Source organism: Gordonibacter sp. RACS_AR68 (assembly GCF_030418485.1).
GTDB classification, from domain to species: Bacteria; Actinomycetota; Coriobacteriia; order Coriobacteriales; family Eggerthellaceae; genus Gordonibacter; species Gordonibacter urolithinfaciens.
In genome coordinates this window covers 188,923-214,390 of the sequence record NZ_JAIPUP010000003.1, presented here as the reverse complement: position 1 = coordinate 214,390, position 25,468 = coordinate 188,923, and the positions used below count along the sequence as shown (strand labels likewise).

Sequence of the window (25,468 nt, the reverse complement as noted above, 5' to 3'; positions counted from 1 at the left end):
AGGAAAGGCGGCTTCCAGGAGGGCTTGCTTCGACGCAGCCCCCCAGCCCCTACCGCCGCCCCTGCGCGAGCAGCCGGCAGCTCAGGTGGACGCGCAGCAGGTCCGTGCCCGCGGCGGCGGGGCTCTCAAGGTCGATGCCGGAGAGGGCCTTGATGCGCTTCAGGCGGTAGGCCAGCGTGTTGCGGTGGATGAACAGGGCCTCGGCCGTGCGCGTGGCGTTGCAGCCGCTGCGCAGGTAGGCCAGCGCCGTCTCCACGTACGCGGCGCCGTCCTCGGCGTCGGCGCGCGCGAGCGCCACGGCGGCGTGGTCGAGCAGCCAGGACGCGTCGGTGTCCAGACCCAGGCGCACGCGCACGTCCTCGAACCAGCAGTCGTCGTAGAAGCACGACAGCGTGGAGCCGAACGCGCCGCCCAGCTCCGCGTCGTCCACGAGGTCGTAGGCGAGCGCTGCCTGGTCGGCGGCCGTGCGCACGAGCGAGAAGTCCGCGAGCAGCGAGGAGAACCCGGCGCGGAACCGCGGCTCCGCGCTCGTCTCCACGTCGTGGGCCGCATGCCGCGCGCGGAGCGCGGCCAGCGGGTAGTCGGCGTCGCGTGCCACCATGAGGGCCGCGTCCCCGTCGTCGAAGAAGCGGGCGAGCGGATAGAATTCGGCCACGAGGCGCATCGTCTGGCCGCGCGCGCCGACATCCTCGGCAGGCTCCGCGGCGCCGAAGCGCGCGACGAAGAAGCGGTCGTCGGCCCGCCAGCCCGCTTTCGACAGGGCGTACTCCAGCACCTGCGGCCGAACCGACCGCCCGTCCAGCAGGTCGCGCAGGGGCCCGAGTGGCTCCTCGGCCGGTTGCGGCCGGCTCTGGAGCGGCATCACGAGCGAGAGCAGGTTGCCCAGGTAGTCCACGAGCGCGAAGTCGGCCGGCTGGAACGGCGCGTTCACGTCCACGAGCTCGAAGCAGCCGTAGTACGCCTCGCCGCACATGAGGTTGCGCACGAGGTAGCTGCGACCGTCGCCGGTGGCGTTCTCCATGAGGAACGCCCGGTCCTGCGCGCCGGGGTCGGACGAGCCCGCCGCCCATGCCTCCATGCACAGCTCGATGGGGCACGCGCCCGTCGCGATGGCCGATGTCCACAGCCTGTCGTCCAGCTCCTCGGGAAGCCTGCCCGCCACCAGCACGAAGTAGAGCGTGGCGTCCGAGAGCATGAGCGGGTTCGCGAACTGCTCCGCGGCGATGTCGAACACCTCCTGCAAAGGGGCGTCCCGCGCCATGGCCGTGAGCAGGGTCTCGGACCATGCGTCCAGGCGCAGGCGCATCTCCAGAAGGCGTGCGAGCATCTCGGCCGGCCCGGGCAGGCCCGGGCCGGCGGGCACGTAGAGCACGGGCGGCGCGTCCGCCTTATCCGCTTCCTCGGGCGGGGCGTCGGCTCCCAGCACGAGGAAGGACCCGGCGGCGGCGAAGGCGTCGTCCAATGTGCCGAACGAGGCCGCGTCGACCACGAAAAGGCTCCCGGTGCGCGGGATGCTCGAGGGCCCGAGCACCTCCACGCGGTCGAGGTCGAGCCGGGAGTCGTGCCGGTAACGGGCCGTCGGGCCCAAGTCGGCGAGCTCGGCGAGCACGAGGTCGAGGTTGAAATTCACGGTTGCCTCCTTGGGCTGCCACGTGCGGTTTCGGCCGGCGAGCGGCAGGGGCGACGCGCAGCGCTCGATGACGGATCGGCAACGCCGCCTCCTCGCCGCCCTGACAATTACCTATATCATCAGGTATATCTTACGCCATTGTTCATAATGCACAAAATCGGCGGTCCAGATTTCGGCCGACGGGACGATGACGGGCCCCCGTCGCCTCCATACACTGTGCGCCGTCGAAAAACTACCATCTTGGTGAAAAGAAGAGCGAACGAAGAGAGGAAGGACCGTATGGAGCTGACGAGGCGCGGGTTCCTCAAAGGGTCTGCCGCGTGCGGCGCGGCCGCGGCGGCGGGCATGTTCTCCACGGGGGGCTGGCTGGCCCCGGCGAAGGCGTACGCGGGCATCGGCCCGGCCGGCGCCGAGGCGGCGGCCGCCGGCGAAGAGCGCACGGCCTGCACGTACCACCAGGGCCACTGCGGAGGCATGTGCCCGCTCAAGTGCACGGTGCGCGACGGCCGCCTGGTGAAGGTGGAGCCGAACACGTGCGTGGACGACCGCTACGAGACCATCTGCCTCAAGGGTATCTCGGAGGTGCAGCATATCTACGGCTCGCACCGCATCCAGACGCCCCTGCGGCGCGCCGGCGAGCGCGGTGCGAACGAGTTCGAGCCCATCAGCTGGGACGAGGCCTACGACGAGATCGTGGAGAAGCTCACCGCCCTGCAGAAGGAGCACGGCCGCGACTGCGTCATGGTGGGCGCCACCACCGAGGCGAGCTTCCCGTTCCTCGCGCCCCTGCTGGGCGCGCAGACCGGCGGCATGGGCGGCATCGACAACGGCACGGGCAACGGCCTGGACCCGGCCATCGGCCACGGCGGCGGCTACGCCTACGCCACGGGCGAGGCGCGCGACTGGGTCAACGCGAACATGGTGCTCACCGTGGGCAGCAACTTCTGCGAGTCAACGCTGCCGCAGGTGCGCCTGTTCTTCGAGGCCAAGGAGGCCGGGGCCAAGATGGTCACGGTGGATCCGCACTTCTCCACCACGGCCTCGAAGTCCGACGAGTGGATACCCATCACGCCCGGCACCGACGCCGCGCTGTTCCTCGGCATGGCCACGGCCATCGTGGAGGGTGGCTGGTACGACGAGGCGTTCATGGCGGCGCACACCGCCTTCCCGTACCTCGTGGACGTGTCCACCGGAAAGCTCGTGCGCGACCACGCCGAGGACCCGGCCGCGGAGGAGCCGGAGACCGGCGAGCAGAACCCCTTCTTCGTGTGGGATGCCGCCGCGAACGCCCGCGCCCCGTACACGAGCGTGGCGAGCCCCGCGCTCGAGGGCACCTTCACGGAGGGCGACACCACGTACAAGACCGTGCTCACCCTCTTCAAGGAGAGCCAGAAACAGCACACCCTCGACTGGGCGTCCGAGAAGACGGGCATCCCGGCCGCGCGCATCGAGGAGCTCGCCCGCGCCTACGCCCAGGACGGCCCGGCCACCATCGCGCTCGGGTGGGGCGGCAACGACAAGATGGCCAACGCCGACATCGCCGGCCACGCCGCCGCCGTGCTCGCCGCGCTCACGGGCAACATCTGCAAGCCCGGCGCCAACATCGGCGTGTTCGTGGGCGGCGCGTGGAACGGCTACACGGGCGACCTCGCCAGCTGGGAGCTGCCCGAGGGCATGGCCTCCGCCGACGACGAGATGGCCGCCTACGACATGCGCACGAGGCAGAACAAGGTGCGCGCCTTCATCTGCTGCGGCGACTTCCTCCAGCAGCACTACGCCAACATGAACGCCACGGTCGAGTGGGCGAAGAAGCTCGACCTCATCGTGTCCATCGACCCGTACTTCACCGAGGGCGCCAAGTGGGCCGACATCGTGCTGCCCGCGTGCACGCGCTTCGAGAACGAGGAGGAGGTGGGCAACCTCAAGGTGGGCTACAACCAGCTGGTGCTGCAGAACAAGGTCATCGAGCCCTTGTTCGAGGCCCGCACCGACTTCCGCATCCAGCGCGAGCTGGCCGAGCGCCTGGGCGCGGCCGACGCGCTGCCCAAGACCTCCCGCGCGTGGGTGGACGCCATGCTCGAGAACTCCGAGGACCCGTACCTGAGCGCCCTCACCGTGGAGGCGATCAACGAGAACCACGGCGCCTATCCCCTGGAGGGCATCGAGAAGCCCCGCCAGGCGTTCCCGGACCTCGTGTTCGGCACCCCGTCGGGCCGCATGGACGTGTACTACGACAACCTGGTGGGCTTCGGCCAGGCGCTGCCCGTCTACGAGGACCCCGCCGAGGCCTACGACGGCAACCCGGCCCGCGCGGACTTCCCGCTGCAGCTGGCGAACGTGCGCTCGCGCTTCCGCATCCACAACCAGTTCGCCGACGCGTCGTGGATCCAGCAGTACTACGAGCCCTACGTGGAGCTGAACCCCGCCGAGCTCGAGGCGCGCGGCATCGCCGCCGACGACACGGTGGAGGTGGCGAACGGGCGCGGCAGCTTCCGGTGCCGCGTGAAGGCGAACTCGGCCGTCCGCCCCGGATCGGCGCGCATGATCGAGGGCGCCTCGGCCGACTACCTCGCGTCCGGGAACCTCCAGAACGTGACGAACGACACCATGGTCGAGCGCGGCTACGAGCTCATGACCGGCCCGGTCATCCCGTTCTCGGACACGCTCGTCGAAGTGAAGAAAGCGTAGGGTGACACCATGACGAAACTGGCCATAGCCATCAACAAGGAGCGCTGCGTGGGGTGCCACACCTGCGCCAACGCCTGCAAGATGCAGAACAACGTGCCCATGGGCATGCTCTGGAACCGCATCCTCACCGAGGGCGCGGACACGCTCGACGGCGCGGTGGGCGAGTACCCGAACCTCACGCGCACCTACCTTCCCGTGCAGTGCCAGCACTGCGAGAATGCGGCGTGCCTGAAGGTGTGCCCCACGGGCGCCACGTACAAGGACGAGAAGGGCCGCGTGGAGATCGACTACGACAAGTGCATCGGCTGCCGCATGTGCATGGCAGCCTGCCCCTTCAACGCCCGCGTGTTCAACTGGGAGGAGCCCGTGCGCGACCCCGACGTGAACTACGGAGACGCGCGCGTGCCGGTGCGGAACAAGGGCGTCATGGAGAAGTGCACGCTGTGCAAGGAGCGCACCGACGACGGCGACGTGCCCATGTGCGTGCGCGTGTGCCCGGCCCGCGCCCGCACGTTCGGCGACCTGGACGACCCCGACAGCGACATCTCGCGGCTCGCCCGCGAGCGCGCCGGCAGCGTGCACCATCTGCTCGAGGAAAAAGGCACCCGCCCGCAACTCTTCTACATAGGCTAGGGAGGAAAACCACTTATGAATTTCTCGAATCTCAAGAACCTCTCGGCCCCGTACAAGGTCGCCATGGGCGTGCTGGCCGTGCTGGTGCTGGCCGGCGTGGGCGCCTACGTGTACCAGTTCATGGGCGGCCTGGGCGTCACCGGCATGTCGAACGGCACGTCGTGGGGCCTCTACATCGCCTGCTTCATGTTCTTCGTGGGGCTGTCGGCCGGTGGCCTGATCGTGGCGTCGTCCGCGTCCATCTTCCACGTGGCCGAGTACAAGAAGGTGGCGCTGCCCGCCATCCTCGTGTCGCTCATCTGCATCTGCATCGCGGGCGCGTTCGTGCTCATCGACTTGGGCGGCATCGTGCGCATCCTGAACCTGTTCGCGTCGCCGAACTTCATGTCGCCGCTTCTGTGGGACATCTGCGTCATCACCACGTACTTGGTGATCAACCTTATCTACCTGTACTTCATGACGTCGAAGAAGCCCGGCGCGCAGGACAAGGTGGCCATCGTGAGCCGCTTCGCGCTGCCGGTGGCTATCCTCGTGCACTCCGTGACGGCCTGGATCTTCGGCCTGCAGATCGCGCGCGCCGGCTGGTACTCCACCATCATGGCGCCGCTGTTCGTGGCCTCGGCCATGGACTCGGGCCTGGCGCTTCTGCTGCTGGCGCTTCTGTGGATGAACCGCGCCAAGGTGTTCGCCACGTCGCGCAAGCTCGTCGCGAACCTGGCCGGCCTTCTGGCCGTGTGCATCGCGGTCGACGGCTACATGGTGGGCTGCGAGGTTCTCACGATGGCCTACCCTGGCACGGAGCACGGCATGGCGGAGCTCGGCCAGCTGTTCGCCGGGGCCACGGCGCCGTTCTTCTGGATCGAGGTCATCGCGGGCATCATCGTGCCGTTCATCATTCTCGTGTTCGCGAAGAACCGCCGCCGCATGGGTCTTGTGGCGCTCGCGTGCGCGGGTGTGGTCGTGGGCGTGTTCTGCAAGCGCCTGTGGCTGCTGTTCACCAGCTTCATCTTCCCGAACGTGTCCGGCGCGCCGGGGCTCATCTCGGGGTCGTCCTCGTCGCAGGGCGCGGCCGGCATCGACGGGTGGGCGGTTGCCAGCTCGTATATGCCCACGCTGCCCGAGATCATGATCGCGGTGGGCATGGTGGCGCTGGGGGTGCTCGCGTTCCTCGTGTTGACGAAGGTGTTCTTGTCCTACGATCCCGCGCCGGCGCTCGCCGACGACATGGCGGCGGGGTTGGCCCCGGCCGATGCGGCGCCCACGGTGGGCGGCGCGCCGGCCGGCAGCCGGCCGTGCGACGGCGTTTTCGGCGCGCGGGCGGGCGGCGCGCCGGTGGAAAGGCCTTCGCATGCCGACGCCTGCTGAGGTCTGGACGCGCCGGGCTCACCAGTTCGCGTTCTTGGGCAACAGCCTGCTCGCTCCGATGGCTGCCGATGCCGCGTTCGAGCTGGACGAGGCATTTTGGGACGAGTTTGCGGCTGGCGAGGTCGAGGGCCCGTCCGTCCGCCGCACGCTCGAGCGCCTGAAGGCCTACGCCCGCGCCGAGCAGGCGGACGGCAGGGAGACCGGGGAAGCCGTGCGGCGCGTGAAAGTGGAGTACGCGCGCTTGTTCATCGGCCCGCCGAAACCGACCGCGCCGCCGTGGGAGACGATGTACGCGCAGGCTGGGCAGATGGGGGAGATCGGCTTCGGCCGCGCCACCGTGGCCATGCAGGACCTGCTCGCCGAGGCCGGCCTCGTGCTGGCGAACGAGAACAACCAGTACGCCGACCACCTGGGCATCGAGCTGCTCTACCTGGCCGAGCTCTGCCATTGCTGCGCCGCCGGTGCGGACGGCGGGGCCTCGGGAGTCGCTGGTGATGCGGACGGCGGGTCCTCGGCTGCCGCAGTGGCCACAGAAACGCGTGAGGACGCCGCAGCCGCGGTTGCCGGTGCGGCGGCGGACGAGCCCCTTGGCTGCGAGGAGCGCCTGCATGCGTTCGTGCGCGAGCACCCGGCCGCGTGGGCGCCGGCGTTTCGCGACCGCGTGGCCGAGGCCGCTCCCGACGGCTACTTCGCGCCGCTCGCCGCTCTGGTGTGCGACCTGCTGGAAGAACTATAAGGGGAAGGCGCGAACAACGCGCCTTCCCCTTGCTTTTTCATGGGCAAACTCATAGTGTTTCCGTTACCTTTATGCTATCATTTGCGCAGCATATCACGCGGGAGGGTCCCGCACCTACGTAATGGCTGGCGAGAAACGGAAAATCGAACATGAAACGCAGTCCCCGCTTCCTCTCGGCGGCATTAGCCGTCGTCTTGGCCTTTTCGCTGTTCGGCATCCCGGCGTATGCTGTCGATGCTGATACCGACGACGCTACTCCGGCTCCGCAGGAGTCCCAAGAACCTGCAGCCGACCCCGCGGCTCCCGAGGTGCCCTCGGATACTCCGGCGGTTGTCGAAAACAACACCCTGCCGCCCAACGCGGACCAGCCCAAGAACGAGGCTTCCTCCGACCCGGTGGGCTCGATACGCCTCACCTTGGTCGAGGGCCGAACGGCCATCGTAGACTCCGCGGCGGGTATCAGCGCAGGGTACACTGTCTCGCTCGATGGTGCCGATGGCTTCCATCGCACCGCGACGGGCAATCCCTCTACGGCGAACCTGCAAAGCACCGTCCGCTTCGACGGCCTGGCCGACGGCGCCTACGAGCTCGCGGTGAGCGCGCCCGGTTTCCTGACGTACCGCCAGCAGATCGAAATCAAAGCCGACGCCGTGTCGCTTGAGCTGCGCACGGGTGACTTTAAGGTGAACGAAGAGGCGGCGCACCCCGGCCTGATGGTGTCGGGCGACGTGACGGGCGATGGCGTTGTCGATGTGTACGACGCCAAGGCTGTCATCGATGCCCTCGAGTCCCTCGATTCCCCCGACGGGCACGATCCCGCATGCGACCTCGACGGCGACGGCGCCGTGACGCTCGTTGACTTGGAGATCGCCGCTGCGAACATCGGCAAGACGCAGGTGAATGCCACCCTTACCCGCACGGTTTCGGCTGCTGCGGTGAAGGCGACGGCGAACGAAGGCGTTGAGGTTTCGGCCGATCCGGCTTCGCTGCTCAAAGGAGAAGAATCGGTCATCTTTGAGTCTAAAGATGCGATCTCGGATAGCAATCCTGTCGTGGTCCCGCTGGCGGCATCCGGCGTGTCGAGGCGCTGCTGAAGGGCGTCGACGGGCTTCTCCACGGAAGCCACGTACACCGACAACGCCTCGTCGCTCGGCAATCGCACCGTAGCCTATGAGGTGACGGCGGTGGACAAGTTCCTGAACCGCTCGGCAGCGAAGACGCTCGACCCGGTGAAACTTTCCGGCAACGGCCTGCAGGACAAGACCGGTTGGACAGTTTCCACGAACATGGTCTCGCAGCAAGACGTGGTGCCGCCGTCTACCGACGACGACCCCGACGCCCCCGAGCCCCAGCTGGCTTCGGCGCTTGCCGTGGACGGCAAAGCCGACACCGTGTTCGCGGGAGTGTCCGCAAAGGAGGATCCCTCCTTGACTATCGACATGGGCAAATCGACCCAGGTGACGTCGGTGCGCTACACGCTTGAAGGTGCGGATGCGGCCGCCGCCCTGGGTGCTTACCGCATCGAGACGAGCTTGGACGGGGAGGCCTACACGGCCATTAAGGAAGGCCGGCTGCAGCTGGGGGACGATGGCACGGCCACGCTCTACTTCGACAACGGCGACGATCCGTGGATCTGCACCTATGACGCACGTTACCTGCGCATCACGGGCGTGGGCCAGGCGGGCAAGACGCTTGCGGTGGGCGAGATCGACGTGTTCGGGCCGTCCGGCGACAACGTGGACTTCCTCGCGGCCGGCGAAGGCGAAGCCATCGGCATCCTCAAGAGCGACTTCGTGTACCAGCCTGCCATGGAGGGCCAGGCCGCGCGCTCCATCCCCAAGGGGTCGGTGGTGTTCGTGGGCGACTACAAGGGCAATCCAGCCTACAACGTGGTGATGCTCTACGACGCCCAGGGCAACGTGGTGGGCGGCGTCGATGAGAACGGCAACGTGGTGGCGAACCAGATCATCCTCGCGCCCAACCCCGGCGATGCGTTGCTGGGCGAGACGTCCGAGGGCCGGTGGGTGTACTGGATCGAGCCTGCGATGCTCAAGGAGATACAGCTACCTACCCAAGTGCGCGCCGAGCTCTACCGCGTAGACAACGCGCTCACAAACGAGGGCCAGCGCCTGACGAGCGACTCGCTGTACGCGAGCCTGCCCGAAACGCTGCCAGAGATCGAGCTGACCGGCGACGTCGCGTCCGGCGCGAAGAACGACTAACCCGAGACGTGAGAGGAACGGTTGACGATATGATGAGTACGATGAAGAAATTTGCGGCAGGCGCCCTCGCAGCGTGCGCGCTCTGCCTCGCGCTGGTGCCGGGTGCCGCGTGGGCGGCGGTGGATCCCGAGGCGGTGCTCCAGAAGGTGGACGGCTCGGACGACGTGGCCGTGTCCCTCAAGCTGCCCGAGGGCGCTCGCGACAACGTGCGCACCCTCCGACTGACGCTGACGGTGAAGGGCGCCGACCTCGATGGGGTGGAGGCCGGCTTCGCGTTCGACGGGTCGTTGGACGGCGTGACGGTCAAAGAGGCGCGCTACCGGCATGAAGGCAGCGAAGGCGTCTTGAGCTTGTATTTGGCCGGCGACGCGAACTTGTTCGCGAACGACACCTTAGCACTCGGCAGCGTGCGCCTGGCGGGGGAGGAAGGCGCGACGGTCGAGATCGGCGTGGGTTCCTTGAGCGTGGTGAACGCTGCGCACGATGCGTCCGACCCTGCCGTGTACTCGCAGGGATCGGTGCCGGTGGAACTCGGGGCCGAAAGCACGACCCCGAACCCGCCCGAGCCTCCTGCGGGCGAAGGCGAGGGCAACGAGCCCGGTTCCGGCGACAACCAGGGTTCCGGTGAAGGCACCGGAACGGGAAGCGGAAACGGGGGCACGGGCTCCGGCAACGGCTCGGCCAACACGAGCCCCGGCGCGCCCACCGGCACGGACCAGTCGCTCGTGACCACGGGCGATAGCCTCGCCTCCTCGCCCGCCGCATTAGGGACTGTCGCACTTGCCGCCGCTGCCGTAGTGGCTCTCGGCCTCGTGCGGCTCGGCAAGCGCCGCTGACGGCACCGCTGGCGCCCTTTTTCGCCTACGGGCGCTTCTTGGCCAAGCTGCCCTTCGCGCGCAGCACGGCGAGGGCGCCCCCTGCGATGCCCACGGTGCCGACCGTGATCCCAAGGGCCCAGGCGAAGCCGGGAATCTGGTCGTTGCCATGCGGGGGAGCGCCGTCGTCTGGCGCGCTCCGGTACCCGCCGGTTTGCGCGCCGTTGCCGCCTGCCGAGCTTGCTCCGGTGCGTTCCTCCCTGCCTTCGCTTTCCGCGGCCTCGTGCTTCTCGGCGTCGCTTCCCGCCCCTTCTCCGTTCGCCTCGGAACCCGAGGCGGCTTGCGCCCTCTCCATGTTCGGCAGCAGGCTCTTCGGCGTGCTCCCGGGATCCACGCGCTCGCTCTCTCCCTGCACCGCACCGCCCCGGTTGCCGCCGCTGTCGCCGGCGCCTGCTTCCGGCGGGTTCACGATGTTCGGAGACTCGTCGTCGGGATCGTCGGGGTCGGGGCGCCATCCGCCCTCGTAGGCGATGAGCGCAGGTTCGAACTCCGAGGTCGTCAGCACGCCGTCCTCGCGTGTCACCGCGGTTGCGCGCAGGTAGAAGTCGCGGTAGTCGACGGCTTTCGACGAATAGCTGACGGTGCAGTACAGAATGGACGGGTCTTGGTAGTTGTCGTCGAAGACGGGGGAGATGCTGTCCGCGCCTGATGCGTATTCCTGCCAATCCTCATCCCATTCGAACGTGCCCCAGCGCTCCCAGTTGCCCGGCTCGTCTGCATACGCGCGATCGACGTAGAGCACTTGCAGGCCGGGGTGCCCGGTATCCTCGTCGCGGCAGTACGGATCGACCGGCAATGGCGGCAGGTACAGCAGCGCGCTCATGCCGACATCGGGGATGATGCGGATGACCTGGCCGAACGGCTGGTCCACGTGGCCGATGCCGCTTCCGGGGCCGCCGGTCCCGCTGCCGAGGGAGCCTCCGCCGCACCCCATGCCGGGGGCGATGCCCCCGACGCCTTCCGCCATGCCGCCGCCCGGCGAGCCGCTGAGCGCTCCTCCCGCCTCGGCATCCGCCCAAGCCGCCGTCCCGCCGTTTGCGGCCAGCGCGGCCGCCAAGCCCAGGGCCGCCGCGGCGCGGGCGGCGGGGCGGAGGCGTTTTCTGGTAAGATGCCGCACGGGGTGTCCTTGTCGTCGGGAGGGGGTCGTTGATGTCGGTTCGCTCGGCCGTGCGCGCGGCCGTTGGCGCGGCAGCGATCTTCCTGCTGGCGGGATGCCTGCTCGCGCTGGCGTACTACCATGATAACAAATACCTTTCCCCACCGCCCTATGGGGCGGGCGGCGTCCTCGAGCTGGCGGATGCCGACCTCGGGCGCCCCGTGCCCCTCGTGGACGGCTGGCTGCTCTCCGTCGACGGCGCGTCGCAAATCGAGACGTTCATCGGCCAGTACTCAAACTTCTCCTACGTGCCGGGCGGCGCCTCGGCCTTCGGAACCGCCGTCTACGAGCTCGAGCTGCGCTACGTGGGCAACGCTCCCGAGCGTGCGCTCGTGCTGCTGGTGCCCGAGGTGTACGGAGACTTCACCCTGTACGTGGACGGCGCCGTGGCAGCGGCGGGCGGCGACGGTGCGGAGGTGGGCGTCGTGGTACGCGACGGCACGCGCCTCAAGCTGGAGGTGGAGAACCGGGAGCATTACTACAGCGGGCTGTACTACCCGCCCGTGCTCGGCACGGCGCAGGCCATGGAGCGGCTGGGCTTCGCGAGCGCGCTCGGCACCTGCGTGCTCGTGCTGGGCCCCCTTGCGGCGGCGCTGCTCTCCTTCGCGGTGCGCCGCCGGGGCGGCGGCGATGCGCTCCTGCGCGACTTCGCCGTGCTGTGCCTGGCGTTCGCGGTGGCCGGCGCGCACGGGTTGGCGTGGCGCGCGGGCATCGCGAACGCCTGGTGGTACGCCCTGGAGGACGCGGCGTGGGCGTGCGTGCTCGTGGCGGCCGTGGCGCTGGCCGCCCGCGCTGCGGGCCTGCCGTGGACGCAGGCGGGGCACCCGGCCGCGCGGTGGGGGGCCCGGGCGCTGTGGCTGCTGCCGGCCGTCACGTTCGCCTGGGCGGCGGCCCTGCCCGCGCTTCCCGCCTCCATCGGGGCGTACGCCGCGTTCCAGAGCGCGGTGCGCATCGCGTGCTGGGGGCTGTTCGCGGGCTGCGCCGTCGTGGGCCTGCGCAACCGCAGCGCCGAGGCGCGGTTCGTGCTGTACGGCTGCGCGGTGCTGGGAGCCGCCCTCGCGGCGAACCTCCTGGACGACAACGCCTACGAGCCGCTGTACGGCCTGTGGCAGCACGAGTACGCGGGGCTCATGCTGGTGGGCGTGTTCGCCTGGATGCTCGCGGTGCGCGTGCGGCGCCTGCGGGCTGCGCAGGAGCAGGTACGCGACCTGGAGGTGCAGGTGCACGCCGCCGAGGCGGGCCTCGTGCACCTAAGGCACGGCGAGCGGGAGGCGCGCACGGCGCGCCACGACCTGCGCCACCACGTGGCCGCCCTGCGGAGGATGGCCGACGAGGGGGCGTGGGAGGACTGCCGCGCCTACCTGGACGAGCTCGCAGGGCAGCAGGACGCCGCGCCGCCCCTGCGCTACACGGGCAACGTCGTGGCGAACGCGGTGCTGGCCGCCTACCTCGCGCCGGCGCAGGCCGCGGGCGTGCGCGTGGAGTGCGACGTGCGCGTGCCCGAGCGCCTGGGCCTGGGCGCCACGGAGCTGTCCGTGCTGCTGTCGAACCTGCTGTCCAACGCCGTGGAGGCGTGCGAGCGCGCCCGCGCGGCGGGCGAGGACGAGCCGTACCTGGCGCTCTCCATGCGCACGAGCGGCAACGTGCTGGCCCTGCGCTGCGAGAACTCGGCTGAGCCCGGCGCGTCGTTTCTGGCCACGAGCAAGGAGAACCCGCGCGAGCACGGCCTGGGGCTGCCCGCCATGCGCGAGATCGCCCGGCGCCACCGCGGCGAGCTCTTCGCGGAGGCCGCCGACGGCCGCGCCGTCGTGCGCATCGGCCTCGCGCTCGATGCCGGCGGTGTCGGCGGGGGCGTGCCCGCCGGTCCGGGCGGCAGCGCTTCTGGGGGCGGCTCCGCCGACGGCGGGCCCGTTTCCGCCGAACCCGGCGCCGCCACCGTCCGCGGCGAAATGTGGTGAGATTGCGAGAGCCCTGATCGCGTCACTAGGCAACCGTCGCAGAATATGGTATAACCTACCAAGCAAACGCGCACGAGGCGGGTGAGAGGTACGTGCGCACCATACTTTCGAAGCATGAGAAAGTGGGCCTGTTCCCGCTTTCTTTGTTTGTAGAGGGCCGGTTCGCCCCACGCCGCGAGGCGGGAGGGCGCCCGGTCCGGCAGGACGGCACGGCGGCGCGCAGGAGAAGGCGCGCCGGGCGAGAGAGGAGGCGGACGTGCTCGGCAAGAAGGAACAGCAGCTGCTCGACGCGCTGGCCCCCCGCGCGGCCGAGGAGGGCGTGGAGATTGTCACCGTGGAGGTGGTGGGCGCGAAGAAAGCGCCTACCATCAGGGTGTACATCGATGTGGAAGGCGGCGTGAGCTTCGACGAGCTCTCGGCCGCCCAAGGGTGGATCAACGACCTCATGGACGAGCTCGACCCGTTCCCCGGCGCCTACACGCTGGAGGTCTCGTCTCCCGGCATCGACCGCCCGCTGCGCACGCCGGAGCATTTCGCGCGGTTCGCCGGCGAGACGGCCGTGGTGAAGACGGCCGCCCCCCTCGACGGGCGCAGCGCCTTCACCGGCACTATCGCGTGCGTCGCGGACGGCGCGGTGGAGCTCGACGTGGACGGCACCGCCTTCCGCATTCCCGTATCCGACATCAAGCGCGCCCACCTCAAGGGCGCTGTCGACTTCAGCTCATAGGAAAGGACTTCAGACGTGGCAACTTCAGAACTGATCGAGGCCTTGCAGGCCCTGGCCCACGAACGCAAGATCGACGAGTTCTACCTCATCGAGCGGTTGGAATTGTCGCTGGCCAAGAGCTATGAGCGCATCTTGGACCTCGAATGGGACGCGCGCGTGACCATCGACCGCCAGACGGGGCATATCTACGTCTACGAGCTGGTGCCGGTGGGCGAGCCCGACGAGGAGACCGGCGAGTACAGCGAGTTCGAGGAGCGCGACGTGACGCCGGCCGACGTGAGCCGCATCGCGGCGCAGAACGCGAAGGGCGTCATCGCGTCCATCGTGCGCGAGGCGGGCCGCCAGTCCATCTACGAGGAGTTCTCGGGACGCGTGGGCGACCTGGTCACGGGCACGGTGCTGCAGGGCACGCCGGACTTCACCATCATCAAGATCCGCGACGGCGTGGAGGCGGAGCTGCCGCACTACGACCAGAAGCGCAACCCGGGCGAGCGCAACGAGCGCCCGTCCAACGAGCACTACCGCCACAACCAGCGCCTGAAGGTGCTCATCATCGACGTGCGCGACCCGAACTCCGACGCGCCGAAGATGCGCGGCGAGCAGGCCCGCCCGGCCATCGTCGTGTCGCGCACGCACCCGGACCTCATCCGCCGCCTCTTCGAGATCGAGGTGCCGGAGATCTACGACGGCATGGTGGAGATCAAGTCCATCGCCCGCGAGCCGGGCGCGCGCTCCAAGATCGCGGTGGCCTCGCGCGAGGCGAACCTCGACCCGGTGGGCGCTTGCGTCGGCCCGAAGGGCAGCCGCGTGCGCATGGTGGTGGAGGAGCTGCGCAACGAGCGCGTGGACGTCATCCAGTGGCACGAGGACCCCGCGTCCTACGTGGCAAACGCGCTCTCGCCCGCGAAGGTGACGAACGTCATCATCGACGAGGACAACCACTACGCCACCGTCGTGGTGCCCGACGACCAGCTGTCGCTGGCCATCGGCAAGGAGGGCCAGAACGCCCGCCTCGCCGCGCGCCTCACGGGCTGGCACATCGACATCAAGAGCGCGTCGTTCGCCGGCGAGCCGCTGGCCGCGGGCGACAACATGCTCATCGACGAGGACGTGGAGGCCGACGACGAGGCCGGCCTGTGCGCCTACGTGAGCGAGGACGGGGCACGCTGCCGCAACCATGCCCGGCCGGGCAGCCGCTACTGCGGCGTGCACGCGGACCTCGACGGGGAATAGCGGCCAAGGGAAACGAGCGAGGCGACGGATGGCAACGGAGACGAAGAAACGGCAGCGCAGCTGCATCGCGTGCGGAAAGCAGGCCGGCAAGGCCGAGCTCTACCGCGTGGTGCGCACGCCGTCGGGCTCCGTGGCGTTCGACGGCACCGGCCGCGCGCCGGGGCGGGGGGCGTATGTATGCTCCGAGGCGTGCTTCGCCGCCGCATGCAAGACCAGAAAGCTTGAACGGGCGCTGAAGACGAAGCTCGATCACGATGAGTTGGAACGAATCGCAGCCGAGGTGTCTTCGGCGCTGCGCGGAGCGTAAGGGAAGAGGAGTTGGTATATGGCCAGCATGCGCGTACATGAGTTGGCGAAGGAATTCGACATGACGAGCAAGGAGCTGCTCGACAAGTTGAACGAGATGAAGATACCCGCGAAGAGCCACGCGAGCATGCTCGCCGACGCCTACGTGGCCAAGATCAGGAAGAACCTCGAGCCCGAGATAAAGCAGCGCGCGGGCCAGCTGGAGGCCGAGGAGGCCGCCGAGCTCGCCCGCGAGCGTGCCGAGGCCGAGGCCCGCAAGGCCGAGGAGGAGCGCGCCCGCCGCGAGGCCGTGGAGCAGGAGCGCGCCGCCCGCGAGGCCGAGCGCGCCCGCCGCGAGGCCGCCGAGGCCGAGGGCGGCGAGCAGGGCGGAGAGGGTTCCCAGGACGGGCGCAAGCCGGCCAAGGCGCCGGCCTCGTCGCCGTTCGAGAGCCTGGCGAGCCAGATCGAGAGCGAGAAGGAGCGCGTTGCCCGCGAGGCTGCCGAGGCCCGCGCCCGCGCCCGCCAGGCCAAGGCCATGGCCGAGGTGGCGAAGAAGCAGGCCGTGGAGGAAGCGCTGCGCCAGCGCAACAGCAAGAAGCAGAAGGGCTCCGCGTCCTCCGCGCCGAAGCCCGCTCCCGTGATCGGCGCGAAGAAGGCCTCTGGGTTCGATTCGCTCCTCTCGCAGATCGAGGCCGAGAAGCAGCGCATCGAGGCCCAGAAGAAGCAGGCTGCGTCGGCCGGCGCCGGCGCCAAGGACGCCGCGCGCAAGGGCGGCAAGCCCGAGCGCGGACCGAAGAAGGGCAAGCGCGGCGGCTCGTTCGAGCAGATCGTGCCCGAGCTGGAGGTCCAGCAGCAGCCTGCGGGCGAGGACCGCTACGCCCAGATGGCCGTGCAGGCCGAGAAGCTGCAGCGCGACAAGGTGCTGGCCGAGGCCCGCGCCGCCGTGGCCGCCGCCTCCACGCACGAGGGGGAGGGCCGCCGCAAGAAGCGCAAGGAGAAGCGCGAGGCCGAGAACCGCGAGCGCCTGGAGATGGAGGCCATCGAGAAGGGCCTCGACCCCACGCTCGTGCTGGACGACTCCGTGGTGGAGATCCCGCAGGGTGCCACCGTGGCCAAGTTCGCCGAGCTCATCGGCGTGCAGCCCAACGACGTCATCAAGCGCCTGTTCATGCTGGGCCAGGTGCTTACGCTCACGCAGTCCATGGGCGACGATTTGGTGGAGCTCATCGCCGACGACATGGGGCGCAAGGTGCGCGTCGTGTCGCCCGAGGAGGAATACGCCGTCGTCTACCACGACAAGGACGAGGACCTCAAGCCCCGCCCGCCCGTCGTCACCGTCATGGGCCACGTCGACCACGGCAAGACGTCGCTCCTGGACGCCATCCGCGACACGGGCGTTGCCGCGGGCGAGGCCGGCGGCATCACCCAGCACATCGGCGCGTCGGTGGTGGAGATCGACGGCAAGCAGATCACGTTCATCGACACGCCGGGCCACGAGGCGTTCACGGCCATGCGCGCCCGCGGCGCCCAGGTCACCGACGTCATCGTGCTCGTGGTGGCCGCCGACGACGGCGTCATGCCGCAGACCGTCGAGGCCATCAACCACGCGAAGGCGGCCGAGGTGCCCATCGTGGTGGCCGTCAACAAGATCGACAAGCCGGGCGCGAACCCCGACCGCGTGCGCCAGGAGCTCGTGGAGTACGGCGTCATCCCCGAGGAGTGGGGCGGCACGAACATGTTCGTGGAGGTGTCGGCCAAGCAGCGCCTGCACATCGACGACGTGCTGGAGACGATCATCCTCCAGGCCGACGTGCTCGAGCTCAAGGCGAACCCCGATGCCGAGGCCTCCGGCTTCGTCATCGAGGCGAACCTCGACAAGGGCCGCGGGCCGGTGGCCACCGTGCTCGTGCAGCGCGGCACGCTGCATCCCGGCGACATCGTGGTGGCCGGCACGTCCTACGGCCGCGTGCGCGCGCTGGTGGACCCGCGCGGCAAGCACGTGGACGAGGCCTACCCCGCCGACCCGGTGGAGATCCTGGGCCTGAACAGCGTGCCGGTGGCCGGCGACGAGTTCCGCGTGTTCGACGACGAGCGCGACGCCCGCAAGCTGGCCGAGGAGCGCGCGCTGCGCGCCCGCCTGGCCGAGCAGGAGACGAAGTCGCATGTGAGCCTGGACGACCTGTTCAGCCGCATCGAGGAGGGCAAGCAGACCGACCTGAACCTCATCGTGAAGGCCGACGTGCAGGGCTCCATCGAGGCGCTGCGCGACGCGTTCGAGAAGATGGACCAGTCCGAGGTGCGCATCAACATCGTGCACTCGGCCGTGGGCGGCATCACCGAGACCGACGTCACGCTGGCCTCCGCCTCCGACGCCATCATCATCGGCTTCAACGTGCGCCCCACGGGCAAGTCGAAGGTGCAGGCCGAGAAGGAGAAGGTGGACATTCGCCTGTACCGCGTCATCTACCAGGCCATCGAGGAGATCAACGCCGCGCGCGTGGGCCTGCTCTCGCCCGATATCGTGGAGGAGGACACCGGCGTCGCCGAGGTCCGCGAGACGTTCAAGGTGCCGAAGGTGGGCACCATCGCCGGCTGCTACATCACCGAGGGCGAGATCAACCGCGACGACAAGGTGCGCATCGTGCGCGACGGCACCGTGATCTTCGAGGGCGTCATGGAATCGCTGCGCCGCTTCAAGGACGACGTGAAGACCGTGAAGCAGGGCTACGAGTGCGGCATCGGCATCCACGGCTACCAGGACCTCAAGATCGGCGACACCATCGAGGGCTACCAGGTGAAGGAAGTCGAGCGAACGGAGTAACCGTTCGTAACCGATACGAGCATCGAAGCGCCCGTCGGCCGTCCCGCGATACACTGGACGCGACGGGCGCGTTTTTCGCGCAACCCCCGACTGTTTAGGAGGCGGCACCATGAAGCAAGGATCTTCGAACCGCAAGGTCAACGAGCAGGCGCGCGAGGTCATCGCGAGCATCCTCCTGTTCGAGATATCCGATCCGCGCCTCGAGCTCGTGACCATCACGGGCTGCGAGGTGAGCTACGACCGCAGCGTGTGCAACGTGTTCTACACCACCGAGCCCGAGCGCTACGACGACGTGGCCGCCGCCTTCCAGAAGGCGGCGGGGCGCATCCGCTCGCTCATGGCGCGGAAGCTCTCGTGGCGCGTGGCGCCCGAGCTGCGCTTCCTGCTGGACACGAGCGTCGACCAGGCCGAGCGCATTGCGAGCGCGCTCGCGGCCGACGCGCACCGCAGCGCCGTGGCCGCTCCCACGGACAGCGATGTGCCGGCCGATGCCGACGCGTTCGCCGCCGAGCGCGCGGAGGAGCAGGCCGAGGACCGCTCCCATGACGGGGAGGGCGCATGAGCGTCACGCCCCAGACGAACACGACGCTGCCCGGGCTGGCCGTCGCGCTCGGCGAGCGCGACGACTTCGTCATCTGCGGGCACGTGAGCCCCGACGGCGACTGCATCGGCTCGCAGCTCGCGCTCATGCACGCGCTGCGCTCGCTCGGGAAGCGGGCCGTGTGCCTGCTGGCCAAGGACGAGCCCATCGACGCGCGCCTGGCGTTCCTGCCGGGCGCCGACGGGCTCGTGCCCGCGGCGCTCTACGACGGTCCCGCCGCCACGTTCGTGGCGGTGGACGTGCCCATGCGCGACCGCATGAACTCCGCGGCGGCGCACCTGCTGGACGCGTGCGCCTTCTCGGCCACCATAGACCACCACGCCTACGACGAGCGCATGACCGACCTCGCCTACGTCGACCCCGCCTCCGCGTCCACGACGATGCTCGTGTGGGAGCTCGCCGGCCTCATGGGCGCCGAGCGCGGGGCCGAGCTTGCCGCGTGCTGCTACACGGGCCTCGTCACCGATACGGGGCGCTTCCAGTACCAGAACACCGACGCGGCCGCCCTCGCGGCGGCCTCGGCCATGGTCGCCGCAGGCGCCGACGCGGCGGGCGTGGCGCGCGAGATATTCCAGAGCCGCTCGCTCCCCTCCGTGGAGCTCGAGGCGCTGGCCGTCGAGCGCATGCGCTTCGGCGCCGACGGGGGCTGGGCGCTGAGCTGGGTCATGCGCGACGACTTCGAGGCCACGGGCGCCGTGAAGGCCGATGCCGAGCCCCTCATCGACGCGCTGCGATCCCTGCGCGGCGTGCGCGTGGCGTGCATGCTGCGCGACCAGGGCGACTCGGTGCGCGGCAGCTTCCGCGCGAAGGACGGCACCGACGTGGCGGCGCTCGCGCGCACGCTGGGAGGCGGCGGGCACCGGGCCGCGGCCGGCTTCACCGTGTCCGGCCCCATGGAGGCTGCCGTGGAGCGCATAAGCGCGCTGCTCGACGAGGCGCTCGCGGGCACGCCGGACGATGCAGAGGGGGAGCGCGGGGCGTGAAACGGGGAGATTCGGGGCTTTCCCTGGTCGTGGGGGTGAACAAGCCGGCGGGCATGAGCTCGCACGACGTGGTCAACCGGTGCCGCCGCATCTTCGGCGAGCGCCGCGTGGGACATACGGGAACGCTCGACCCCATGGCGACGGGCGTGCTCCCCCTCTGCGTGGGGCCTGCTACGCGCCTGGACGCCTACCTCGTGGGCCATGACAAGCACTATCGCGTGCGCATAGCGTTCGGTGCGGCGACCACCACCGACGATGCCGAGGGCGAGGTCGTCCGCACGGGCGACGTGCCCGCGCGCGTGCTTGATCCGGCGTTCGCCGCCTCGTTCGCTAAGGGCCTGACGGGCGCCCGCAAACAGCTGCCGCCTGCCTACTCGGCCATCAAGGTGAACGGGCGCAAGGCATGCGATGCCGCTCGCCAGGGCACCATCATCGACCTGGCGCCGCGCGACATCGTGGTGCACGACGCGCGCCTCGTGGCGGTGCACGAAGCGGGGGACGGCTGCGAGCTGCCGTCATGGGACGTGGAGTTCCACGTGTCGAAGGGCACCTACATCCGCGCCCTCGCCCGCGACACCGGCGCGGCCTTGGGTTGCCCGGCGCATGTGGCGGCGCTCGAGCGCACGCAGCTGGGCCTGCTGCACCTGGAGGAGTGCGTCACGTTGGAGACGCTGGCCGAGCTCGGCGACCGCGCCGCGCTCGATCCGGTGCGCCTGCTGGGCACGCGCTTCCTCTACGCCGACGGCCCGCTGGCCGCCGGCGTGCGCAACGGCAACGCGTTGCCGGGATCGACCGGACTGTTCGAGCGCCGGCGCGGCGCGCTGGACGCGGAGTTCTGCGCCTGCACGGCGGGCGTGCGCGAGAGCTGCGAGGCGCCGCACGACGGCGAAGTGGTGGCCGTGATCGCCGAGAACAAGCTCGTGGCGCTGTACGCTTACGACGAGGGCCGCGCCGCCTACCGCGCGCGGTGCGTGTTCCAGACGGGGGTTTCTCGTGGCAGAGATCTATGAGGTGGGGGAGGGTTTCGACCATGCGTTCTTCGCGGGCACGTCCTGCGCGTTCGGCGTGTTCGACGGCGTGCATGCCGGGCACCGGTACCTGCTGGCGCAGGCGTGCGAGACGGCTGGGAGGTCGGGCGGCAAGAGCGTTGCGCTCACGTTCGACATCGATCCCGACGAGGCGTTCCACCCCGACCGCCTGAAGAAGCTCATGACGAACGGGGAGCGCCTGGCCATGCTCGCCTCCACGGGCGTGGACGCCGTGGCCGTGCTGCCGTTCACGCCCGCGTTCGCCGCGCTTTCGCCCGAGGCGTTCCTCGAGGCCACGTTCGACGGCACGGCGCCCGCGTACCTGCACGTGGGCTGCGACTTCCGGTTCGGCGCGCGCGCGGCCGGAACCGTGGGCGAGCTGGAGGCATGGGGGGCCGGCGCCGGCTGCGCCGTGGCGGCGCACGACCTGAAGAGCGCCGACGGGGCCCCCGTCACGGCCACGCGCATCCGCCTGCTCTTGGCCGAGGGCGACATAGCGGAGGCCAACCGCCTGCTCGAGCGCCCGTACTTCATGACGGGCACGGTGGAGCCGGGCCGCGGGGAAGGGGCCGACCTGGGCTTCCGCACCGCGAACCTTGCGGTGCCCGATCAGCTGCGCCCGCTCGGCGACGGCGTGTACGCCGCCTACGCCCACGTGGACGGCGCGCGCTACAAGGCCGCCGTGAACGTGGGCGTGGCCGCCACGTTCGCCGACCGCGCCACCGCCACCTGCGAGGTGCACCTCCTCGACTTCGCCGGCGACCTGTACGGGAAGCCGGTCAAGGTGGAGTTCCTGCACTGGCTGCGCCCCATGCGCAAGTTCGACGACGTGGACGAGCTCATCGCCACGGTAAAGGGCAACATCCAGTGGGTGAGGGAGAACCTGTAGCGAGCGCCAGCGGGTCAGTTGAGGGGCGTGCAGTCCGGCGAATCCGACAGGAGCACCAATTTCTGGAAGTAGTCCGTCGTGGATAGGCCTTCGTCAGTGCCCTGGTTGACGAGGCTCTGCCCTGCTGCGAAAGTGCTGCCCGCTTCGTCGAGCGAAAAGAGCACGTCTTGGCCGAACCATTGCTCGAACGGTCGGTAATCGAGGTCTGCGTTGGAGGGCGAGTAGCTGCGGAGGAGAAGCGGGCCCTGCTCCGTATGGGCGAGCAGGATGGAGCACACCGCCCCTGCGACAGGCGATCCGGCCGCATTGAGTCGCATGGCGAACCGATTGTACGTGCTGGAGCAGAATTCGGTCTCGCAGGCGCTCTGGATGACGTGCTCGCTGCCGAGCTCGCCGAAGAAGGCCTCCTGCGGGTAGCGTTCAGCAACGAACCGGAAGTTCGCCATCATCGCCTCGTCGCGCAGGTCGTTCGACTTCGAGGACCGCTCCGCTTCCGTTCCCCGGTAATAGCGCACGGTGCGGTCGAAGTTCTCGGCAAACTGCACCGCCCATCCGTACGAGCTGCCGAACGCTGCCTGCGCCTCTTCCGGTTGCTCGCGTATCGCCTGCCCCAGCTCCTCCAATGCTTGAACATCGCCGCTTAGGGCCCTTTCCAAGGTTGCGGCGAAGGCCTCGCCGACGTCGGCGGAGCCGTCGGCGAGCAGGGAGAGGCCCCGGGCGGCGGTCTCGGGCTGGTGGTCTACGTCCAGCCCGATCACATGAAGCTTCTGCTGGTCGGGCAGGGCTGCATTGTACTCCCGGAGCCAAACCCAGAAATCCCGCTCTTCTTGGGTATATCCCATCGTGCCGCTGAGCTGTTCCAGGTAGAAGTCCAGCTCGTCCGCATTGCCTGTTTGGAGGTAGCGGTCCAGCAGCAGGCCGCTGCCGAAGCCGGTCTCCCAGAGGAGGTAGCGTACGCCTTCGTGTTCATGGAAGTAGCGCACAAGCAGCTTCTCTGCCTGCTTGTCCTTCGCCTTCGTGTGGGTTTCCCCGGCAAGGAACACTCGGTAGCCGTCGACGTTGCCGATGGAGCCCTTTGCAAGCGGCTGTTCCAGGTCGAACGGGTTTGCCTGGCGCTCAAGATATTCGCGCACGGCGTCGGGGATGCCGGTTCCGCATCCGGGCAGGGCGAGCAGCGCCGCTGCGAGCGCTATTCCGACCATTGCTCTCATCTGGTCCCTCCAAAGAGGCCGTATGCTATCCGAAAGGCCATGCCTAATAATGATGGGGGGGGGCGTGTGTCAATGACTGGCCGACAGATAAGGGGACGAAGGGGGTGCGGGCGGTTTCCTGTCGAGGTTTCCGGGGATGCTGCCTCATCGCGGATGAGGCAGCATCCCTCCGTGCCCGTTCACCTACCTTGCTGACCAGGCGGAATCCTTGTTGAACAGGTTGTCGTACTGCACCGTGGCGTAGGCGCGCAGGGCCTCCAGCGCGCTGGGATCCCCGCCGTCCTCGTCGCCGAAGCCGTGCCAGGCGCCGTCGGCGGTCAGGAAGCCGTTGAGGTTGATGGCGGGAATCGCCTCGCGCACGGCCAGCAGGAAGCGCTGGTAGCCCGTCGTGGGCAGGCCCGCGGCCTCCACCAGTCTCGATCCCAGGTAGTTGAGGCTCGTGCGCTCGTCCGCGCCGCCGTCCGGACCGTGGGCGCCCTGCGCGCGGGCGGCGTCGTTCGCCCAGATGAGGTATGGCACCGTGTAGCGCTCCTGCACGGCTTCGAGCCCCAGGTCGTCGGCTGCGGCGCCGTCGTGGGTCGCTTCGAACAGCCAGTCGCTGAAGCCGGGCTGGTGGTCGCCGAAGAAGCACAGCACCACGGGCCGGTCGAGCGCGTTGAGCTTGTCCACGAGGTAGGCGAGGTCGCGGTCGGCCTGGCGGATGACGCTCGCGTACTCGTCGAGCTCTGGCGACATGCTGCCGTCGCCGAGCGGCACGCTCACGGCCAGATCGTCGGACAGGCCGCCCACATCGTAGCCGCCGTGGTTCTGCAGCGTCACGTCGAAGACGAACTGCGGGCGCCCGTCGGCTTCCAGCAGGTCGAGCACGTAGTCGTACGTCGCGCGGTCGGTGGTGAGCCCGCGCAGCGTGTCGGCGCCCGCGAACGCGGACTGGTCGGCGAACTCGTCGAAGCCCAGCTGGTCGTACACGCGGTCGCGGCGCCAGTTCGTGCTTTCGGCCGGGTGGACGGCATGGGTCGCGTAGCCAAGCCCGGAGAAGTAAGATACGAGGCTCTCGGCGCCGTCGAGGTCGTACAGCACATAAGGGTACACGCCGCCGCCGAGATGGCCCATGCTCGAGCCGGTGAGGAACTCGAACTCGCTATTGCACGTGCCGCCGCCGAGCGCCGATACGTACGCGTCGCCCGCTTCGAGCGCTTCCGCGGCAATCTCGTAGTAGTGCGCGGGACGGGCGCCGGTGCCGGCGAGGCCGGGATAGCGCGAGAGGTCCGAGAAGGTCTCGTTCATGACGGCTATCACGGTAGGGGCTTCGGTTTTGCCGGCCGTCTCGGGCGCGCCGCCGAGACGGCCGATCAGCGCGGCCACGTCGTCGGCGTCGTAGCCGTCCGGTTCTGCCGGGCTTAGGTCCTGCACGCGCTTGAGGAAGCAGAGCGCCGAGCCCTGCTCGGCGTACGACTCCTTCACGCCCCAGACGTCCACCGTGCACGCGTACGCCTCCTCCAGGTCGTAGGAGCCCAACCACCAGCCGAAGCATGCTGCCACGGCCACGGCGCACGCCGCGTTCACCGCGACCCGCCGCGGCGAGACCGTCGCCCTCGGCAGGAGGGAGAGCGCCGCGAGGCACAGGGCGAGCACGGCGGCAGCCTCCAGGAGCCGTTCGTCGAGCGCGAACGTGTAGCCGGACCCCACCGATGCGGCCGTCGAGAGCGCGAGCAGGTCGGCCGGCACGATGGGCTGCCCCTTGAACGCGATCACGAAGTGGTTCGCCGTGCCGGCCAGGAAGCACGCGGCCAGGAACAGGCCGACGGACGCGCGCGAGCGCTGCCCGGCGAAGTACACGACGGCGAGGAGCAACGCGAGCACGCACAGGTTCGCCGCCGCATAGTAGGGGTCCATGGCGAGCAGGGCGTCGTTCCACGGCCGTTCCAACAGGTAGAAGCCTGCGGGCACGGCAAGCGCTACGGCGAGGGGCCGCATCGCGCCCGCCGTTTTGCCGTCGATGCCCGGAGCACGCCCGCGCACAAGCGGCACGCAGCCGCAGGCGGCCAGCAGCAGGGCCGTGAAGGCCGTTTGCGGCCAGGGCGCCTCGACAAGGCCGGCTGCGGCGTAGAGGCACAGGCCGAGGGCGGCCAGGGAGCCGGCCAGGACGGCGGCGAGCGCAAGGGCGCGCGGGCGCGTGGGAGCCTTGGGCGCCCGCGAGGCGGATGGGGGCTCGGTCGGGACGGCAAGGCGGGTCTGCCGCTCGGTCATTAGGTACTCCTCGGTGAAAGACGATGCCCGTTCGACACGATGCCCGTCCGCGTGCATAAAAGAATGCCCATCATACCGGTTTTCCCGCCGCCCGCACCGCAGGCTCTGGCGAGCGGCACGCGCAGGGGAGAACCGTAACCGTCGAGCAGGCCGATTGGAGCGTACCTCCAGAAAACC

Annotated in this window: 20 protein-coding genes; 16 read left to right on the top strand and 4 right to left on the bottom strand. The window is 69.4% G+C overall.

The features are described from left to right. Positions 1-49: 49 nt before the first annotated feature. Entirely contained in the window at positions 50-1,630 is a 1,581-nt protein-coding gene (locus K9U15_RS08160) for a CdaR family transcriptional regulator (RefSeq protein ID WP_096226670.1), read from the bottom strand. Between the two features lie 279 nt (positions 1,631-1,909). Here K9U15_RS08160 and K9U15_RS08155 point away from each other — a divergent pair, with 279 nt between their 5' ends. The 7 genes from K9U15_RS08155 to K9U15_RS08125 all read left to right on the top strand — a co-directional run bounded on the left by K9U15_RS08155 (position 1,910) and on the right by K9U15_RS08125 (position 10,110). After that, entirely contained in the window at positions 1,910-4,318 is a 2,409-nt protein-coding gene (locus K9U15_RS08155) for a molybdopterin-dependent oxidoreductase (RefSeq protein ID WP_301155885.1), read from the top strand. A gap of 9 nt (positions 4,319-4,327) precedes the next feature. Beyond that, on the top strand, positions 4,328-4,951 hold the full coding sequence (locus tag K9U15_RS08150; protein ID WP_301155884.1) for a 4Fe-4S dicluster domain-containing protein: 624 nt from the start codon (positions 4,328-4,330) through the stop codon (positions 4,949-4,951). A 15-nt stretch (positions 4,952-4,966) separates the two neighbouring features. Further along, positions 4,967-6,316 carry an NrfD/PsrC family molybdoenzyme membrane anchor subunit gene (gene nrfD, locus K9U15_RS08145; RefSeq protein ID WP_301155883.1) on the top strand — a complete coding sequence of 450 codons (1,350 nt, stop codon included), beginning with the start codon at positions 4,967-4,969 and terminating at the stop codon, positions 6,314-6,316. Beyond that, on the top strand, positions 6,300-7,052 hold the full coding sequence (locus tag K9U15_RS08140; RefSeq protein ID WP_301155882.1) for a molecular chaperone: 753 nt from the start codon (positions 6,300-6,302) through the stop codon (positions 7,050-7,052). Before nrfD ends, K9U15_RS08140 begins: the two co-directional genes overlap by 17 nt. A gap of 194 nt (positions 7,053-7,246) precedes the next feature. Further along, entirely contained in the window at positions 7,247-8,146 is a 900-nt protein-coding gene (locus K9U15_RS08135) for a dockerin type I domain-containing protein (protein ID WP_241555797.1), read from the top strand. A 90-nt stretch (positions 8,147-8,236) separates the two neighbouring features. Next, a complete protein-coding gene (locus tag K9U15_RS08130) occupies positions 8,237-9,274 on the top strand; it encodes a discoidin domain-containing protein (protein ID WP_301155881.1) in 1,038 nt (345 codons plus the stop codon). Positions 9,275-9,303: 29 nt separating this feature from the next. Further along, on the top strand, positions 9,304-10,110 hold the full coding sequence (locus K9U15_RS08125) for a hypothetical protein (protein ID WP_301155880.1): 807 nt from the start codon (positions 9,304-9,306) through the stop codon (positions 10,108-10,110). A 25-nt stretch (positions 10,111-10,135) separates the two neighbouring features. On the opposite strand, the gene K9U15_RS08120 is transcribed toward K9U15_RS08125, so the two are convergent. Next, the gene (locus K9U15_RS08120; protein WP_301155879.1) at positions 10,136-11,266 is read right to left on the bottom strand and encodes a hypothetical protein; all 1,131 of its coding nucleotides are present in this window, start codon (positions 11,264-11,266) and stop codon (positions 10,136-10,138) included. Between the two features lie 32 nt (positions 11,267-11,298). Between K9U15_RS08120 and K9U15_RS08115 the strand changes: the two genes are divergently transcribed. The 9 genes from K9U15_RS08115 (at position 11,299) to ribF (ending at position 21,830) form a co-directional block, all read left to right on the top strand. Further along, positions 11,299-13,263 (top strand): GHKL domain-containing protein, encoded by a 1,965-nt coding sequence (locus tag K9U15_RS08115; protein WP_301155877.1) that lies wholly within the window; start codon positions 11,299-11,301, stop codon positions 13,261-13,263. A gap of 256 nt (positions 13,264-13,519) precedes the next feature. Beyond that, positions 13,520-13,990, top strand: a complete 471-nt coding sequence (gene rimP, locus K9U15_RS08110) for a ribosome maturation factor RimP (RefSeq protein WP_096226663.1) — start codon at positions 13,520-13,522, stop codon at positions 13,988-13,990. A 15-nt stretch (positions 13,991-14,005) separates the two neighbouring features. Then, positions 14,006-15,223, top strand: a complete 1,218-nt coding sequence (nusA, locus tag K9U15_RS08105; protein WP_087189630.1) for a transcription termination factor NusA — start codon at positions 14,006-14,008, stop codon at positions 15,221-15,223. A gap of 28 nt (positions 15,224-15,251) precedes the next feature. After that, entirely contained in the window at positions 15,252-15,530 is a 279-nt protein-coding gene (locus tag K9U15_RS08100) for a YlxR family protein (RefSeq protein ID WP_087189631.1), read from the top strand. Positions 15,531-15,548: 18 nt separating this feature from the next. After that, positions 15,549-18,329 (top strand): translation initiation factor IF-2, encoded by a 2,781-nt coding sequence (gene infB / locus K9U15_RS08095; protein WP_096226661.1) that lies wholly within the window; start codon positions 15,549-15,551, stop codon positions 18,327-18,329. 109 nt (positions 18,330-18,438) lie between these two features. Next, positions 18,439-18,891, top strand: a complete 453-nt coding sequence (rbfA, locus tag K9U15_RS08090) for a 30S ribosome-binding factor RbfA (RefSeq protein ID WP_087189633.1) — start codon at positions 18,439-18,441, stop codon at positions 18,889-18,891. Next, positions 18,888-19,913 (top strand): DHH family phosphoesterase, encoded by a 1,026-nt coding sequence (locus K9U15_RS08085; RefSeq protein ID WP_096226660.1) that lies wholly within the window; start codon positions 18,888-18,890, stop codon positions 19,911-19,913. Before rbfA ends, K9U15_RS08085 begins: the two co-directional genes overlap by 4 nt. Continuing rightward, positions 19,910-20,923, top strand: a complete 1,014-nt coding sequence (gene truB, locus K9U15_RS08080) for a tRNA pseudouridine(55) synthase TruB (protein ID WP_096226659.1) — start codon at positions 19,910-19,912, stop codon at positions 20,921-20,923. The genes K9U15_RS08085 and truB overlap by 4 nt, the downstream gene beginning before the upstream one ends. Further along, positions 20,907-21,830 (top strand): riboflavin biosynthesis protein RibF, encoded by a 924-nt coding sequence (ribF, locus tag K9U15_RS08075; protein WP_096226658.1) that lies wholly within the window; start codon positions 20,907-20,909, stop codon positions 21,828-21,830. The genes truB and ribF overlap by 17 nt, the downstream gene beginning before the upstream one ends. Positions 21,831-21,844: 14 nt before the next feature. Here the strand turns inward: ribF and K9U15_RS08070 are convergent, their stop codons facing one another. Both K9U15_RS08070 and K9U15_RS08065 read right to left on the bottom strand, forming a co-directional pair. Beyond that, the gene (locus K9U15_RS08070; protein WP_154270719.1) at positions 21,845-23,041 is read right to left on the bottom strand and encodes an erythromycin esterase family protein; all 1,197 of its coding nucleotides are present in this window, start codon (positions 23,039-23,041) and stop codon (positions 21,845-21,847) included. 183 nt (positions 23,042-23,224) lie between these two features. Continuing rightward, a complete protein-coding gene (locus K9U15_RS08065; RefSeq protein ID WP_154270718.1) occupies positions 23,225-25,291 on the bottom strand; it encodes an LTA synthase family protein in 2,067 nt (688 codons plus the stop codon). Between the last annotated feature and the right edge of the window lie 177 nt (positions 25,292-25,468).

Coding starts and splice junctions, on each gene's coding strand:
- K9U15_RS08155 (WP_301155885.1), top strand. CDS start 1,910: ATGGAGCTGACGAGGCGCGGGTTCCTCAAAGGGTCTGCCGCGTGCGGC.
- K9U15_RS08150 (WP_301155884.1), top strand. CDS start 4,328: ATGACGAAACTGGCCATAGCCATCAACAAGGAGCGCTGCGTGGGGTGC.
- nrfD (WP_301155883.1), top strand. CDS start 4,967: ATGAATTTCTCGAATCTCAAGAACCTCTCGGCCCCGTACAAGGTCGCC.
- K9U15_RS08140 (WP_301155882.1), top strand. CDS start 6,300: ATGCCGACGCCTGCTGAGGTCTGGACGCGCCGGGCTCACCAGTTCGCG.
- K9U15_RS08125 (WP_301155880.1), top strand. CDS start 9,304: ATGATGAGTACGATGAAGAAATTTGCGGCAGGCGCCCTCGCAGCGTGC.
- K9U15_RS08115 (WP_301155877.1), top strand. CDS start 11,299: ATGTCGGTTCGCTCGGCCGTGCGCGCGGCCGTTGGCGCGGCAGCGATC.
- K9U15_RS08100 (WP_087189631.1), top strand. CDS start 15,252: ATGGCAACGGAGACGAAGAAACGGCAGCGCAGCTGCATCGCGTGCGGA.
- infB (WP_096226661.1), top strand. CDS start 15,549: ATGGCCAGCATGCGCGTACATGAGTTGGCGAAGGAATTCGACATGACG.
- rbfA (WP_087189633.1), top strand. CDS start 18,439: ATGAAGCAAGGATCTTCGAACCGCAAGGTCAACGAGCAGGCGCGCGAG.
- K9U15_RS08085 (WP_096226660.1), top strand. CDS start 18,888: ATGAGCGTCACGCCCCAGACGAACACGACGCTGCCCGGGCTGGCCGTC.
- K9U15_RS08070 (WP_154270719.1), bottom strand. CDS start 23,041: ATGAGAGCAATGGTCGGAATAGCGCTCGCAGCGGCGCTGCTCGCCCTG.
- K9U15_RS08065 (WP_154270718.1), bottom strand. CDS start 25,291: ATGACCGAGCGGCAGACCCGCCTTGCCGTCCCGACCGAGCCCCCATCC.